The sequence below is a fragment of the Flavobacterium cheonanense genome (genome assembly GCF_039539185.1).
In the GTDB taxonomy this organism is placed as follows: domain Bacteria; phylum Bacteroidota; class Bacteroidia; order Flavobacteriales; family Flavobacteriaceae; genus Flavobacterium; species Flavobacterium cheonanense.
The window spans coordinates 228,433-244,233 of the sequence record NZ_BAABCT010000005.1 but is presented as its reverse complement, the minus strand read 5'-3'; the positions used below and the strand labels follow the sequence as shown (position 1 = coordinate 244,233).

Genomic DNA, 15,801 nt, shown 5'->3' with positions numbered 1-15,801 from the left:
ATACATGTAAGAGCCAATAAAAAGGTGCAGCGTTTCTAATGTTGCACTTTTTTTATACTAAAAAATAAAGTCATGATTGAAGTAAAAAAACACGGAATTGTTTTAAAAAAAACAGACTTAGCATTTGAAAATGATAGTGTTCTAAATCCAGCAATAATGCAAGAAGGAACTACAATTCATATGTTGTATAGAGCGGTTAGAAATGGAAATTATTCAACAGTTGGTTATTGCAAATTAGATGGACCACTAAAAGTTGTTGAGCGAAGTAACACACCATTACTAATTCCACTGACAGATGATGCATCAAAAGGTGTTGAAGATCCTAGAATTGTAAAAATTGATGGTGTTTATTATATCACTTACACGGCTTACAACGGAATAAATGCGCTTGGAGCCTTAGTAACTTCAACCGATTTAAAAACGTTTGAAAGACAAGGAATTATAGTGCCAAAATACACTTTTGACCAGTTCAAACGATTAGCAGAATGTAATAACTTGGTGAATGCCAAATATTTTAGACACGTTCGACATTTTGAAACCAACGAACAAATTTATTTATGGGATAAAGATGTTACTTTTTTCCCAAGACGTATTGAAGGTAAATTGGCTTTTTTGCACCGCATACGTCCAGGAATTCAATTGGTTATGGTGAATGATTTGAAAGAATTAACTAAAGATTTTTGGGATCACTATTTTTTACATTTCAATAAACATATTATTCTCGATCCTGTTGGTGTAAATCATGAGTCAGGATATATAGGAGCTGGTGCGCCACCAATTGAAACTGAACTAGGTTGGCTTCTTATTTATCACGGAGTTTATGATACCTCTATGGGTTATATCTATTCAGCAGCAGCAGCCTTATTGGATATCAATGACCCAACAAAAGTTATTGCCAGATTGGTTGACCCATTGTTTATTCCTGAATTTGATTACGAATTGAATGGCGTTGTAAACAATGTTGTTTTTCCAACAGGAACAGCACTATTTGACGATGAATTATACATTTATTATGGTGCCGCAGACAAGTGTATTGCTTGTGCATCAGTGAGTTTAAAAGAATTATTAAAAGAATTATTACTAAATAAAATTGATCATGAGAGCTAATATTTTTCCAATTTACAACAACAGTCTGATAGTTTATAAAGAAGCATTAAATAACATTGGAGGTTTCAATTTTTTCAAAATGCCAGTAGTAGAAAAGTCTAATCTTGCATTATTTGCTAAAAAAGAACTGCCAGAAATACTTTTTATAACTACTTATCCGCCAAGAGAATGTGGTATTGCCACTTACACTCAAGATTTGAGAAATGCTATCCAAGAAAAATTTGGACATAGTTTTTCATTAAAAGTATGCGCCTTAAATGCAAATGATTCAGATTATAGTTATTCTGATGAGGTGAAATATACTATCAAAACTGATGAAGAAGAACAGTTTATTCAATTAGCCAACAGAATTAATGCAGATAAAAATATAGCCATGATTTTCTTGCAACACGAGTTTGGCTTGTTTGGTGGTGAAAATGGAAACTATTTGCTCAAGTTAATGGCACATTTAAAAAGACCAATTGCTACAACATTCCATACCGTTTTGCCAAATCCAAATCCGAAACTAAAAAAAGTAGTTCGTAAGATTGTTGATTGTTCCGATTCGGTTATTGTAATGACTAACACATCGGCTACAATTTTAAGAACCGATTATGGAATTGCCATTCAAAAAATTGCTGTGATTGCTCACGGAACGCATTTAGTTACTTCAGGTGAAGTTTCTGAAAATAAATCTAAAATTCATTTGGCTGATAGAATTATCCTTTCCACTTTTGGTTTATTAAGTGAAGGAAAAAGTATTGAAACTGCCATTGAAGCTTTACCTAAAATCATTGAAAGATTTCCAAATGTCATTTATTTGGTAATTGGAAAAACACATCCAGAAGTTCTTAAACGTGATGGCGAAAAATATAGAAATTCACTTTATGAAAAAGTATTTGAATTGGGATTACAAAATAATGTTCGATTCATAAACCGATATTTATCATTACAAGAATTGATGGATTATTTGCAACGAACTAAAATCTATCTTTTCACTTCAAAAAATCCTAATCAAGCTGTTAGTGGAACTTTGGCTTATGCTTTGGCTTGTGGTTGTCCGGTTATTTCAACGCCAATTCCACACGCAAAAGAATTATTAGATGGAGCTGGAATAAACTTTGATTTTCAAGATTCAGAACAATTAGCTGAGGCAACAATAAAATTGCTTTATGATCCTAAATTACTGAAAGAAATGCGCCTTAATGCCTTACATAAAATTAGTCCAACTTCTTGGCAAAATGCTGCTATAGCACACATTGAATTAACCAAAAGTAGTTTAGCAAAACGCAAAGTGGAATTGAAATATGAGTTACCTAAAATTTCATTAGACCACATTAAAAGATTGACAACCAGTGACGGAATGATTCAGTTTTCACAAATTTCAGTTCCTGATTTAGATTCAGGTTATACTTTAGACGACAATGCTCGTGCTTTGATTGCTGTATCGAAACATTATGAACTTACTGGCGATGTTGCCGATTTAGAATTAATTACAACCTATCTTGATTTCATTATTTTTTGTCAGCAAGAAGATGGAAGCTTTTTAAATTATGTCGATAGAGAAGGAAATTTCTTCCTGAAAAACCAAAACGAAAACCTTGAAGATTCTAATGGAAGAGCGATTTGGGCCTTGGGAGAATTTAGTTCGTATCAGCATTTGTTTAGCGAAAAATTATTAAATGTGGCTAAAATTGGTTTAGAAAAAGCATTGCGAAATGCAGCAACATTTCATTCACCAAGAGCTATTGCCTTTACTATTAAAGGGCTTTATTTTTATAATTTAGAGAAAGATAATGAGATTATAAGAATCATGATTACTCAGTTGGCTGATAATTTAGCTTCAAAATTTAGAGGTGTTTCTGATAAAAATTGGAAGTGGTTTGAAAATTATTTAACCTATGCCAACAGCCTTTTACCCGAAGCAATGTTATATGCATCAATGAGTTCAGGTAACTTAGTATATAGAAAAATTGCTAAAACATCATTTGATTTTCTACTATCAATCATCTTTAGAGACAATCAAATTAAGGTAATATCCAATCAAGGTTGGCATCATAAAGATAAAAGAGCTAATGATTTTGGCGAACAACCCATTGATGTTACCTACACAATTTTAGCTTTAAGTACCTTTTACAAATCCTTTGGAGAAGAAGGATATTTAGAAAAAATGGAAACTGCTTTTAATTGGTTTTTAGGAAAAAATCATTTGCATCAAATTGTTTATAATCCAGCTACAGGCGGATGTTATGATGGTTTAGAAGAGCATCATGTGAATTTGAATCAAGGTGCCGAATCAACAGTAAGTTATTTAATGGCGCGATTGGTTTTTGAAGAAATTCAAAATTCAAAAGTTGAAGTACAATTGTACGATGAGGTATTTCAAACTTCTTAATTATAAATTTTAATTATTAACAAATATAAAAATGAAAGCACATATCGGAATTACAGAAAAAAATGGTCAATCGGTTGTAGATGAATTGTCAAAAATTTTAGCCGACGAGTTTGTACTTTATACCAAAACAAGAAAAGCGCATTGGAATTTAGAAGGAGCCGATTTCTTTGAAAAACACACCTTCTTCGAATTACAATACCGACAATTGGAAGGTTTTATTGATGAAGTAGCTGAGCGTATTCGCAAATTAGGATTTTATGCTCCTGCAAGTCTAACTGCTTTTTTGGGTTTAACACAACTTACAGAAGTTACTAATGAGAAAAACGATAGTAAAGGTTTTATAAAAGAGTTATTAATAGATCATGAAAGTGTGATTATAAACTTGAGAGAGAATATTTCCAAGTTTGATAAAGAATTCCACGATGCCGGTTCAACCGATTTCATAACAGGATTGATGGAAGAGCATGAAAAAATGGCTTGGATTTTACGTTCACATTTATAAAAAATTAAAAAATGGACACAATGAAAAAAGTATTAATGGCATTGGATTATAATCCAACAGCAACAAGAATGGCAGAAATTGGTTTTTCATTTGCAAAAGCTATGCATGCCGAGGTGACTTTGCTTCATGTGGTTGAAAATGAAGTGTATTATACCTCTTTTTTAACATCACCTTTTACAGGAATTGGAGATTTCGATAGTGCCACTTTCTATCAATATATGAATGCTGATGGTATGAGTGATGCAGCAAGTTATTATTTAGATAAAATCAAAAAACATCTAGGTGATTCTAAAATTAAAACCTTAGTTGAAAATGGTGAATTTGCAGAAGTAATTCTTAAAACAGCCAAGCATTTGAAAGTAGATATGATAGTTATGGGTTCGCACAGTCAAAAATGGTTGGAGCAAGTTTTAATTGGAAGCACCACCGAAAATGTATTGAATCAAACGTCAATTCCGTTGCTTATTATTCCAACAAAACATAAACATAATTAAAGTGGTAAATGTGTAAAACGTATAGTTGATAATGTAACACAAAACCTTTATCACCATAGTACCTTTGAAGTATAATAAATGAGTTGAATAGTAACTAAAAACAAACAAACATCATGAACAATTTACTTTATCTAATAGCGGTGGTTTTAATTATTTCTTGGGCTTTAGGATTCTTTGTTTACAACACAGGAAGTCTTATACATATTTTATTAGTAATAGCAATTGTAGCTATTCTACTTAGAATAATTAGCGGCAGAAAGGTTTTATAATTGAATGAATAATACGCATAACATAATGAATAATACGCATATAACTTAAATAAAAAAAAATGAAAAAAGCAATCATAATGATCGCATTAGTTGCCTTTGCAACGACAAGTTTAAAAGCACAAACAACTACTACAACAGACAATCGCGGCAAATTGACTTTCGGTGTAAAAGCAGGTACTAATTACTCTAATGTATATGATTCAGAAGGAGAAGATTTTGTAGCAGATGGAAAATTCGGATTAGCAGCAGGAGCATTTGTAGTAGTTCCTTTAGGAAAAATATTTGGCATTCAACCAGAGGTTTTGTATTCTCAAAAAGGATTCAAATCTACAGGTACTTTTTTAGGAACCAATTATGAAATGACAAGAACATCAGATTTTATTGATGTGCCAATTTTAATTTCTATTAAACCAGTTGAGTATGTTTCTTTATTGTTCGGTCCTCAATTTTCTTTCTTAATGAAACAAACTGATGATTTTACTGGTGGTTCTTTATCTACATCACAACAAGATGAATTTGATAACAGTAATTTACGTAAAAACATCTTTGGTTTAACTGGTGGTGTCGATTTTAATATTGACCATTTAGTTATCGGATTAAGAGGAGGATGGGATGTTAAGAATAATGATGGTGATGGAAATTCAACAACGCCACGTTACAAAAACATGTGGTACCAAGCAACAATAGGATATAAATTTTAAATAAAATAAAAATGGACAATTCAAATAACACAGGAAAAATAGTTGGTTCTTTAGTAGTAGGAGCATTAGTTGGAGTAACTCTTGGAGTTTTATTTGCTCCACATAAAGGAACAAGAACAAGAAGCATGATTGCTGGTGGTGCAGAAGATATGGCTAAAGATTTCAAGAAAAAAATGAGTCGTGAAGCCAAAGATTTCAAAAAAATGGTTTCTAAAGATGCTAAAATGTTGAAAGATAAAGCAGCCGAATTAGAAGGTATGGTGGAAGGAAAATTCGAAAGCGTTTCTTCAAGTTTGAAAGAAAAAGCCAATGCTCTTTTGCAAATGAATTCAGATCACGTTACTAAATAATATTTTTTGCTTTGGCCTTTAGAGTTGGTTAGTATAAAGGCCATTGCAAAATTTTTAAAATCTCAAAAATGAAAAAACATATATTAAAATTAGTGGTTTTAATGAGTTTTATGGGCTTGCTTTTAGTAAGTTGTAATAATTCTCCAAAAGCTAAAGAAGGCGAACTAGAAAACGCTCAAGAAGATGTTGTAGATGCAGAAGCTGCTTTGCAACAATCTAAATTAGATTCTGTTAGCGATTATAATACTTTCAAATCTAGTATTGAATTGAAACTTGACGAAAATCAACGACAAATTGATGATATGAAAGTGACTATCAATGCTTCAAAAGATTCTAATAAGGCAATGTACACAGAACAGTTAGCCAAATTAGAAGAGAAAAATGAAGAACTGAAAGCTAAACTTCAAGACTATGATCAACAAGGAACTTCAGAAAAATGGGAATTGTTTAAAGTAGAATTTAATAACGATATGGATGATTTAGGTAAATCTATTTCAAACATGGCGGCGCGTAACATGAAAAAATAACCATCATGAAAACAATAAAATTTTCAATAAGTATCAAACAAGTAATTTTGATTCTTTCGATTTTGTTTTTAGTGGTAAGTGTTTCATGTGCTAAGAAAACCGTTTTTAATAATTCACCTATAACTCCTGCTGCAAGAGGCGAAGTTTCGGTAAAAAAAGATAAAAACAAAAATTATAATATTGAATTACAAATTTCGTATTTGGCAGAACCAGAACGATTGAATCCACCAAGAATGACGTATGTTGTTTGGATGTTGACTGAAGATGATAATCCTATTAATCTGGGACAAATTATTAGCACATCAAAACTTCATGTAAAATTTGAAACGGTTTCATCTTCTAAACCAAAACTGATATTTGTAACAGCAGAAGATGACCCAAGTGTTCTTTATCCCGGAAACATGAGGATTTTGGAAACCGATAAGTTTTAAAAGTTTTTAGTTTTACTTTTTTGTATTGTTGGTTAGTTTAGGAAAACTGCTTTAGGGCAGTTTTTTTTGTTTTTCTTTTGGTGTGAAAATCTTTACTCGTTCACCATTAATAAACATTTTCATTGAGTTTAAATGAATGGAGAATTCTACTTTTTTCCATTCTGAATCCTCTTCATCGGAGGAAATGTATTTGTAATAAAAAACATATTCGATGCTATCAAACCCTTTAACAAATTTTGGAACGCCATCTTTTGAACATTCAAAACCCCAATTAATAGCTTTTTTGGGTTCGCCTTCCGTTTGATAAAAACCACTACCATCAGCATTTAATTCAACTATGGGTTCCTTACCTTTATATTGATAAATTCCTGTAACAGAATAATTAATGTCTGTTGTTAAATAAGTTACACCATTTTTTGTATTTATTTCAGTAACCGAATTTTGAGCAAATGAGGAACAGATTACAAACAAAAAAATCCCAAGAACTATTTTTTTTACTTTCATTTTTATCTTTTTAAATTTTCAATTCAATATAAAGTTGCAATCTTGCTAAATGGCTGTTAGCGTTAGTACTTTTTTTTACTCAAATTCTCTACAGATATTTTTCAAGTCCTTATATTCCAAATTCTTTAATGAGATTTGCTTTTTCGTTATCCAAGTTCTAAATATTGTCTTTTTTTGGAATTCAATTAAAGCGTCTTTTCCATCCATAACTATTCGTCTGTTTTTTTGTCGGAATATACATGAACCAAAAAAATGATCATTATAGATTTCTTCGTCAAGTTTCTTTTTCTCAAGGTTGTATTTTAATAAATCGAAAACAAATTTATTCTAGTTTTTGTTAATTTGTTTTTCAATGTCAAAAGCATAGTTTACACAAGTTTCAATTCCTCTTTCATAATCATGGTCTGTGCATCCAACAACTCTACCAGAGCAATTTACAAATTCAATTTTATATACACAATTTGAAACTTCTTCTACATTTAGTTTCCAACCTTCTAATATTTGATAGATATTTGTCAAATCTTATATTTATTACTTCTGTTTTTAGTTTTTATTTAGTATTTCCGCTAAATGTACTAACTAACCATAGCTTACGAGCGAATCCTTTCGCGTGCATTTATTGTAAATATAGTATTTTTTGATAAAATATTTTAATATGGTTTTTACTTTTCAATAACTGCTTTAGTTTATTTAGTTACCATGCGAAGGGATTCGATTGGTAGTGTGATAATTTACAAATTGATTAAAAAAATAGTAGTTATACAACAATTATGCATATTAGCAAAGGGTTCAATTTTTTTGGAATCTCATTTTTATGGGTAACAATTTAGCAGTTTTGTTATATGTTAATTCTCTTGGTTTAATTTCCCAATATAAATATTTATCATTTAGTTTTAAGTTAACTGAAGAATCATGACCGCAAAGTAACACTTTTTCCGTTTGTATTTCTGAAAAGTAAACAATCACCGAGTTTGTATCTTTAGAGTCTAAAAAAGAAGCTCCGACAATAATATTTGGGAAATTTTGATTCAAAGTATTTATTAATATCTCATCGTTTTTATTGAGCTTTAGATTTATATATAATGCATCTTGTTGATTAATTTCATCAAAGTATTTGAAGATTTCAATTACAACTTCATAATTCATGTCAGAATAAGTCCAACGTCCTAAAAACTTATCGAGAACATTATTAATATCTTTAAAAATTTCATTTGAATAATTTGGATTGTTAATAAGATGTAGATGTTTTTCTTCAACTGGATAAACATCCTTTTGAGCAAATGAAAAATTAAAAAGTAATAATAGAAAAAAAAGTTTCATTTTAATTCGGATTTTATTAATTCTCTGCTAAAGTATTTACTTATCATTAACTAACGCACGAATCCTTTCGCGTGTCATGTATTGTAAATATAGTATTTTTTTGATAAAATATTTTAATATGGTTTTTATTTCTAAATTACTGCTTTTGCTTGTTTTGTGACCACGCGAAAGGATTCGCATGGTAGCGTGGGGTAATAATTATTTTAAATTATATTTTTTTATGATTTAGCAGCAATAATTATTTGCTCAATCTCATTAATTAGTTTTTCATAATCGAATCCATGCGTAACTTCAATTAGAGTTGAGTTGTTGACTTTAAAAAGCTCTTTTTTTCTCAAGTCACGTTCTTGATTTTTTATAAAAGCTTCAATTCCTCCAAAGTGTTTTACTGGTTCGTAGTGTTGTTTTCCATGAAATTCTACGCCTATATTAAGTTGAGGAAACCAAATATCAATGTGTTGTTTACCTAACCATTTTGTTTTACCATGTTGTTGAACTTTGTAGGAACTAAAATGTTTTTTAAGATTCTGATAAAGTTCCGTTTCTGATAACCAACCCTCACCAATTTTAGGCAAACCTTTAGAAACTCTGTATTCATTTTGATTTGAAATTACGAAAATGGAGAAGATTGATAATATGGAATTTTCAATAAAATAAATAAATGAGTTTTTATCTATTCCTGTACTTTCACATAATGTAAGTTTGTGCTCGTTGTATCTTAGTAAATATTTTGCCGTATATCCTGAAAATTGATATTCGATTTTGAATTGTTTTAATGCTGAAAAATATTTATAGAAAGGAGTGTTGTTTTTATTTTTGTTTATTATTTCATTTACACTTTTATTTATTTCAAAGTAATCTAATTGCTTTCTCTTGTCTATTTTATAATTTGGAAATTCGCTATTAAGTTCTTTAACAGATTTAAGTTCATTAAATATTGAATGAAAAAACGAGTATTTATTTCCATATAGCTCTTCTAACTTTTTATCAATAAATTGAAAAAAATCATCGGAGTTTTCAGTTATGTGATTGTTTAATTCACTTGGATTAAAACATTTTCTCACAAGATATTTTCCAGTAACGAATCGCTTTTTGTTATCTAATTCTAGAGAATGAATCTCGGAAAAATGTAAATTATTTGATTGTCCCCATTCTTTTTTTTGGTTCAGTTTAGATATATTTGAAGTGTCTTTATCATTCCAATATCTAACTTTTCCCTTAATAATTATTTTTGAAATTGATATTTTTTCTAACCGTTTTGGGAGAAATAGTTCACCTCCGACAAATTGCAAATTATTTAGATTTGTGATATTCGTGTCTCTCAAGGAAAGCTTTCCATGAACATGAGTGAGCTCTCCTAAATATTCAATTGACGAATATCTTAAATTGGCTTCACCATTAATTTCAATTAAATTATTTAAGGATTTTAGATTTTTACAAGTGGATAACCAAAAATTTCCATTTATTAATTCAAGTCCTCCTAAATCAATTAAATCATCAGAATCTATACTAAGATTACCATTAATAGCTTTTACATTCTTTAGACTTAGAACTTTGTCTTTTGAATTAGATTGTCTAATACAAATGTCACAATTGATGACATTATTAGAATCTATCAATGATTTTAATTTTTCGTTGTCATAAATATTGTGATATTCTTTTTCCAATCTAGATGCTATATTATTATTGGTAACTTGTATATAAGCTCCACAAACAAACATTTACAAATGCCTAGTAAATGTTTGTAAGTATTCGTAAATATATAAAAAAATCCTTAATTGCTTTAACACAATTATGGATTTCAAATGTCTTATAAAACCCTCGCTAAAGCGTGAATACTTTCCCTAGCTACCGCGCGAATCCTTTCGCGTGTCATGTATTGTAAATAAAGTATTTTTTGATAATACATTTTAATATGGTTTGTATTTCTAAATTACTGCTTTTGCATGTTTAGTTACCACGCCAAGGGATTTGCGAGGTAGGGTTGGGGCTTAAAAAAAAATATTATATTTGATAAAATAATGTCTATATCATGAGAAACGAAAATCAACCAAAGCCAAATCCGCAAAATCCTACAAAACCTTCCACTCCAGTATACATTCCATTGAGAAAAGATTCTCCAGGAAGAGCAATACCAAGAGTACCACCACCTCCACCAACTAAAAAATAAAGAAAAAGAAAATCAATAATAATGAAACACCGAGGAATAAAAAGGCAAAACTCGCTTTTGTAGCATTAGTTGATTTCTTATTATTTTCTTCAATTACCTTTTCTCTTTTTTTAATTTCATCTTTACATTCCATAATGTCTTCTTCGCTTAACGATATGCAATACTCGCAAATATCGTAATCGTTATAATGGATTTTTGTTGAGTACCATTGGGAAATTAAATTTAATAATATCGTTAATACAAGAAAAAAAGCTGAAATTTTAATTATCGGATTAATACAACATGCATTATGCTCATATAGATATTTCATTGTTTCCAAACATATGTAAATTCCGGCACTTGAAAGAGCAATAATTAAAATATCAATTCTTTGATGACTATAAAAATATGATTCCCAAACTCTTTTTTGACGTTCAGCATGGTAAACCAGTTTATAGTTTATTTCGCACTCTTCTTTTTCTTCTTTTTCATTCATAACTAATCTATTAGATAATTTTGTTCAGGCATTGGTTATAAAGTATTGAAGCTTGGTGATGTGGCAGATTAAGGAAGCATAAATTTATGGTTAAAAACTGATTTTGCAAGTATAAAACCAATTTTAAATTAAGCCTAAAATCCACCATATTGCCAAACTTTTGTTGTACGATGGCTTTATTTTTAACTATTTAGTACTTTTTCCAAAAACTTTATTTATTTGTTTTAAATTCATTCTACACATTCCAATAACACCAGCTTTATCGATATGATATATTGTAATGTATTTACTTCCCATTGATTTATTAAATTCAATATCTAAGCGACCTCCATCTTCTAGTTCTATAGTCTTTTTAGTTCCTTTTTCTTGTTCAGATGTTAATAAGTTATAAATGGTTTCAATGTCTGATTCTCTAAATAAGAACGATTTATAATTTGTAATTTGAGTAAATTTTTCATCTATATATGTTAATTCACATATTCCATTGTCTTTAGTTAGACTAATGTTTAATTTACCCATTAATCTAATTTCTCCAATCAGTTCTGGTACTTTTGTGTCTGATACTTTTACTTGTGATAGGCAGTTTGTCACTATAGCTAAAAATAATAATGCAGTAATAATTTTCTTCATAATAATTTAATTTAATTGTTTTTATAGTTTTAATTTTTTTTAATTTATTGTATTTACTTTACACTAAAAATTTTTTATGCATCCCATTTTCAGAATTTTGCGTACAACTTATCTATATGTTCCACAAACAAACATTTACAAATAATTATAACTGTTTGTAAGTACTCGTAAATATATAAAAAAATCCTTAATTGCTTTAACACAATTAAGGATTTCAAATGTTTTATAAAACGAGTTATTGTTTTTCAATCCAAAGTCTTGCATTCACAAACGCTTCAATCCAAGGCGAAACTTCATCCTTTTTATCGGTTGGATAGTAAGCCCAATTCCAAGGAAAAGTAGAACGCTCAATGTGTGGCATCATTACCAAATGTCTTCCTGTTTTGTCGCACATCATCGCCGTATTGAAATCAGAACCATTTGGATTGGCAGGATAACCTTCGTAAGCATATTTGGCTACAATGTTGTATTTTTCTTCAGCGTAAGGCAATTTGAATTTTCCTTCACCATGCGAAATCCAAACGCCAAGTGTAGTTCCAGCCAATGTATTTAACATCACGGAATGATTTTCTTGAATCGTTACTGATGTAAATCCACTTTCATGCTTGTGCGAATCGTTATGATGCATTTTTCCATGAACTTCATGTTCAGGATTGATTAATTCTAATTCCATAAACAACTGACAACCATTGCAAATTCCAACAGAAAGTGTGTCTTCACGTTCAAAGAATTTTTTCAGAGCAATGTTTGCTTTTTCGTTGTATTTGAATGCTCCAGCCCAACCTTTTGCCGAACCCAAAACATCCGAATTCGAGAATCCACCAACAGCTCCAATAAACTGAATGTCTTCCAAAGTTTCTCTTCCCGAAATCAAATCGGTCATGTGAACGTCTTTTACATCAAATCCAGCCAAGTACATGGCATTCGCCATTTCACGCTCAGAATTACTTCCTTTTTCACGAATAATAGCTGCTTTCGGACGAGGTTTTGTTCCATCAATCACAGGTTTCAATCCTGTAAAATGACTTGGGAATTTATACTGTAAAGGTTGATTTGGAATGTTCTCAAAACGCTCTAATGATTTTCCGTTTTTAGTTTGTTTTTGGTCGAGTAGGAAAGAGGTTTCAAACCACAATTCTCTATAAATTCCAATATTGAAATTTGTCACACTGAGCCCAGTCGAAGTGCCAAAATCTAAAGAAGGTATATTTTGTACAGAACCAATCTTAAAAATTTCCATTCCTTCAAATGCTTTTTCAAAAATAGCATCATCATTTGCTTGAAGTACAATTCCGATATTTTCAGCAAATAGGATTTTGACTAAATCTTTTTCTGCGAAAGCATCGAAGGATATATTCGCACCCAAATTTACATCAGCAAAACACATTTCTAATAAAGTTGTGATTAATCCACCACTTCCAATATCGTGTCCTGCAACGATTTGTCTGTCTTTAATTAACTCTTGAATTGTATTAAATGCTTTTTTGAAAAATGCAGCATCTTTAATCGTTGGAGTTTCAGAACCAATTTTATTTAAGGTTTGGGCAAACGAACTTCCACCCAATTTAAAATCATCTTGCGATAAATTGATGTAGTAAATCGAACCTTTGTTTCTTTGCAAAACAGGTTCCACCACTTTAGTAATATTTGAACAATTTCCAGCCGCCGAAATAATCACCGTTCCTGGTGCAATTACTTCATCATTAGGATATTTTTGTTTCATAGAAAGCGAATCTTTTCCAGTCGGAATATTGATTCCCAATTCGATAGCAAATTCTGAGCAAGCTTCAACAGCTTCATATAATCTTGCGTCTTCACCTTCATTTTTACAAGCCCACATCCAGTTGGCAGAAAGTGAAACCGATTTTAAATTATCTTTTAAAGGTGCAAAAACGATGTTAGATAACGCTTCAGCAATCGCATTTCTGCTTCCAGCTTTTGGATCAATCAATGCCGAAATAGGAGCGTGCCCAATTGATGTTGCAATTCCTTCTTTGCCATTATAATCCAAAGCCATTACACCAACGTTATTCAATGGTAATTGCAATGGTCCAGCGCATTGTTGTTTGGCAACTTTTCCTCCAACACAACGGTCGACTTTATTAGTTAACCAATCTTTACAAGCAACAGCTTCTAGTTTTAAAACTTCTTCTAAATAAGCCGGAATATTTTCTTGCGAATAGTCTAAATCACTATAATTTCTAACAATAGTTTTGTCAGTCATAATGGTTTTAGGCGAACTTCCGAAAAAGTCTTCTAACGCATAATCCATTGGTTTTGCACCAGTAGTTTTCGATTCAAATGTAAATCGATGGTCATTAGTAACATCACCAACTTGGTACATTGGAGAACGTTCTCTGTCGGCTATTTTTTGAAGAATTTCAATATCTTTTTTGCCTATAACCAATCCCATACGTTCTTGCGATTCGTTACCAATAATTTCTTTAGCAGAAAGCGTTGGATCACCAACTGGCAATTTATCTAAATCGATTAATCCACCAGTTTCTTCAACTAATTCTGAAAGACAATTCAAATGTCCACCAGCACCATGATCGTGAATAGAAACAATTGGATTATTATCGCTTTCTACTAATCCACGAATGGCATTGGCAGCACGTTTTTGCATTTCAGGATTCGAACGTTGAATGGCATTCAATTCAATTCCAGAACCAAAAGCTCCAGTATCTGCAGAGGAAACCGCAGCGCCACCCATTCCAATTCTATAATTTTCACCACCAAGAATTACAATTTTATCACCTTCTTGCGGTTTCTTTTTAATTGCTTGGTCTAATTTTCCGTAACCAATTCCACCAGCTTGCATGATAACTTTATCGTAACCTAGTTTTCTGTTTTGCTCATTATGTTCAAATGTCAAAACAGAACCAGTAATCAAAGGTTGTCCAAATTTATTTCCAAAATCGGACGCTCCATTGGATGCTTTTATCAAAATATCCATTGGAGTTTGGTACAACCACGGACGCTCAGTCATAGCTTCTTCATATTTTCGATTGTTAGTCAATCTTGAATACGATGTCATGTAAACCGCTGTTCCAGCTAAAGGAAGTGAACCTTGTCCACCAGCTAATCTATCTCTAATTTCTCCACCAGAACCTGTTGCCGCACCATTAAAAGGCTCGACTGTTGTTGGGAAATTGTGGGTTTCTGCTTTTAAAGAAAGTACCGAATCATATTCTTTTTCTTGGTAAAAATCAGGTTTGTCAGCTCTTTTTGGAGCAAACTGTGTTACTTTCGGACCTTTTACAAAAGCCACATTATCTTTATAGGCTGAAACAATATCGTTCGGATTTTCAGAAGATGTTTTCTTGATTAATTTGAAAAGTGAAGTTTCTTTTTCTATGCCATCAATAATAAATGTTCCGTTGAAAATTTTATGACGACAATGTTCAGAATTGGCTTGTGAAAATGCAAAAATTTCTGAATCGGTAAGTTTTCGATTTAGTTTTTTAGATAAGTTCTCTAAATAAATAACTTCCTCATCGTTTAGCGCCAAACCTTCTTGCTTGTTGTAAGCGGCAATATCTTCAATTTCAAGAATAGCTTCTGGTTGAATATTGATGGTAAAAATATCTTGATTTAATTCTGAATATTTTTGCGAAAGCATTGGATCAAAATCAGAGAAATCACTTGAAACTTTTTCAAATTCTTCAATTCTGATGATGCCTTCGATTCCCATGTTTTGGGTAATTTCGACAGCATTGGTGCTCCAAGGAGTAACCATTGCGGCACGTGGACCAACAAAAAAATCCGCAAGTACGGATTTATCTATTTTATGTGCGTTGCCAAAAAGCCAATTTAATTTTGAGGTAGTTTCTGCGGATAATTCGTTGTGTGATTGCACAGCAAATACAGTAGCGGTTTCGTTTCCGAAAAAGTGAATCATTGTGTTGTGTTGTTGTGGTACAGACAAGCCAGTGACTTGTCTGTAC

Annotated in this window: 17 protein-coding genes; 10 read left to right on the top strand and 7 right to left on the bottom strand. The window is 31.2% G+C overall.

The genetic code is table 11. The features are described 5' to 3' along the window. Positions 1-72 precede the first annotated feature (72 nt). From ABD766_RS10955 to ABD766_RS10915, 9 genes are all read left to right on the top strand, one after another. Positions 73-1,107 (top strand): glycoside hydrolase family 130 protein, encoded by a 1,035-nt coding sequence (locus tag ABD766_RS10955; protein WP_344816733.1) that lies wholly within the window; start codon positions 73-75, stop codon positions 1,105-1,107. Continuing rightward, complete coding sequence (locus tag ABD766_RS10950; protein ID WP_344816732.1) at positions 1,097-3,481, top strand: glycosyltransferase; 2,385 nt, start codon at positions 1,097-1,099, stop codon at positions 3,479-3,481. The genes ABD766_RS10955 and ABD766_RS10950 overlap by 11 nt, the downstream gene beginning before the upstream one ends. A gap of 31 nt (positions 3,482-3,512) precedes the next feature. Continuing rightward, positions 3,513-3,983 (top strand): Dps family protein, encoded by a 471-nt coding sequence (locus ABD766_RS10945; RefSeq protein ID WP_344816731.1) that lies wholly within the window; start codon positions 3,513-3,515, stop codon positions 3,981-3,983. A gap of 20 nt (positions 3,984-4,003) precedes the next feature. Next, positions 4,004-4,477, top strand: coding sequence for a universal stress protein (locus tag ABD766_RS10940; protein ID WP_344816730.1), 474 nt, complete (start codon positions 4,004-4,006; stop codon positions 4,475-4,477). A 113-nt stretch (positions 4,478-4,590) separates the two neighbouring features. Continuing rightward, entirely contained in the window at positions 4,591-4,746 is a 156-nt protein-coding gene (locus tag ABD766_RS10935; RefSeq protein WP_344816729.1) for a lmo0937 family membrane protein, read from the top strand. A 59-nt stretch (positions 4,747-4,805) separates the two neighbouring features. Next, positions 4,806-5,447 carry a porin family protein gene (locus tag ABD766_RS10930; protein ID WP_344816728.1) on the top strand — a complete coding sequence of 214 codons (642 nt, stop codon included), beginning with the start codon at positions 4,806-4,808 and terminating at the stop codon, positions 5,445-5,447. Positions 5,448-5,458: 11 nt separating this feature from the next. Continuing rightward, complete coding sequence (locus tag ABD766_RS10925; RefSeq protein ID WP_344816727.1) at positions 5,459-5,797, top strand: YtxH domain-containing protein; 339 nt, start codon at positions 5,459-5,461, stop codon at positions 5,795-5,797. A gap of 68 nt (positions 5,798-5,865) precedes the next feature. Beyond that, positions 5,866-6,324: a sll1863 family stress response protein gene (locus ABD766_RS10920; protein WP_344816726.1), complete on the top strand. Its 459-nt coding sequence runs from the start codon at positions 5,866-5,868 to the stop codon at positions 6,322-6,324. A 5-nt stretch (positions 6,325-6,329) separates the two neighbouring features. Continuing rightward, positions 6,330-6,755 (top strand): hypothetical protein, encoded by a 426-nt coding sequence (locus tag ABD766_RS10915; RefSeq protein WP_344816725.1) that lies wholly within the window; start codon positions 6,330-6,332, stop codon positions 6,753-6,755. Positions 6,756-6,806: 51 nt separating this feature from the next. Here the strand turns inward: ABD766_RS10915 and ABD766_RS10910 are convergent, their stop codons facing one another. From ABD766_RS10910 to ABD766_RS10895, 4 genes are all read right to left on the bottom strand, one after another. Beyond that, positions 6,807-7,259 (bottom strand): hypothetical protein, encoded by a 453-nt coding sequence (locus ABD766_RS10910; RefSeq protein WP_344816724.1) that lies wholly within the window; start codon positions 7,257-7,259, stop codon positions 6,807-6,809. Positions 7,260-7,586: 327 nt separating this feature from the next. Then, positions 7,587-7,778 (bottom strand): hypothetical protein, encoded by a 192-nt coding sequence (locus tag ABD766_RS10905; RefSeq protein ID WP_344816723.1) that lies wholly within the window; start codon positions 7,776-7,778, stop codon positions 7,587-7,589. A gap of 270 nt (positions 7,779-8,048) precedes the next feature. Continuing rightward, positions 8,049-8,579 carry a DUF6705 family protein gene (locus ABD766_RS10900; RefSeq protein ID WP_344816722.1) on the bottom strand — a complete coding sequence of 177 codons (531 nt, stop codon included), beginning with the start codon at positions 8,577-8,579 and terminating at the stop codon, positions 8,049-8,051. Between the two features lie 218 nt (positions 8,580-8,797). Further along, positions 8,798-10,300 (bottom strand): hypothetical protein, encoded by a 1,503-nt coding sequence (locus ABD766_RS10895; protein WP_344816721.1) that lies wholly within the window; start codon positions 10,298-10,300, stop codon positions 8,798-8,800. 311 nt (positions 10,301-10,611) lie between these two features. Here ABD766_RS10895 and ABD766_RS10890 point away from each other — a divergent pair, with 311 nt between their 5' ends. Further along, on the top strand, positions 10,612-10,749 hold the full coding sequence (locus tag ABD766_RS10890; RefSeq protein WP_344816720.1) for a hypothetical protein: 138 nt from the start codon (positions 10,612-10,614) through the stop codon (positions 10,747-10,749). Here ABD766_RS10890 and ABD766_RS10885 read toward each other — a convergent pair. The 3 genes from ABD766_RS10885 to purL all read right to left on the bottom strand — a co-directional run bounded on the left by ABD766_RS10885 (position 10,739) and on the right by purL (position 15,755). Beyond that, complete coding sequence (locus tag ABD766_RS10885; protein WP_344816719.1) at positions 10,739-11,224, bottom strand: hypothetical protein; 486 nt, start codon at positions 11,222-11,224, stop codon at positions 10,739-10,741. The genes ABD766_RS10890 and ABD766_RS10885 overlap by 11 nt on opposite strands. A 186-nt stretch (positions 11,225-11,410) precedes the next feature. Next, positions 11,411-11,854 carry a hypothetical protein gene (locus tag ABD766_RS10880; protein ID WP_344816718.1) on the bottom strand — a complete coding sequence of 148 codons (444 nt, stop codon included), beginning with the start codon at positions 11,852-11,854 and terminating at the stop codon, positions 11,411-11,413. Between the two features lie 235 nt (positions 11,855-12,089). Beyond that, positions 12,090-15,755: a phosphoribosylformylglycinamidine synthase gene (gene purL / locus ABD766_RS10875; protein WP_344816717.1), complete on the bottom strand. Its 3,666-nt coding sequence runs from the start codon at positions 15,753-15,755 to the stop codon at positions 12,090-12,092. Between the last annotated feature and the right edge of the window lie 46 nt (positions 15,756-15,801).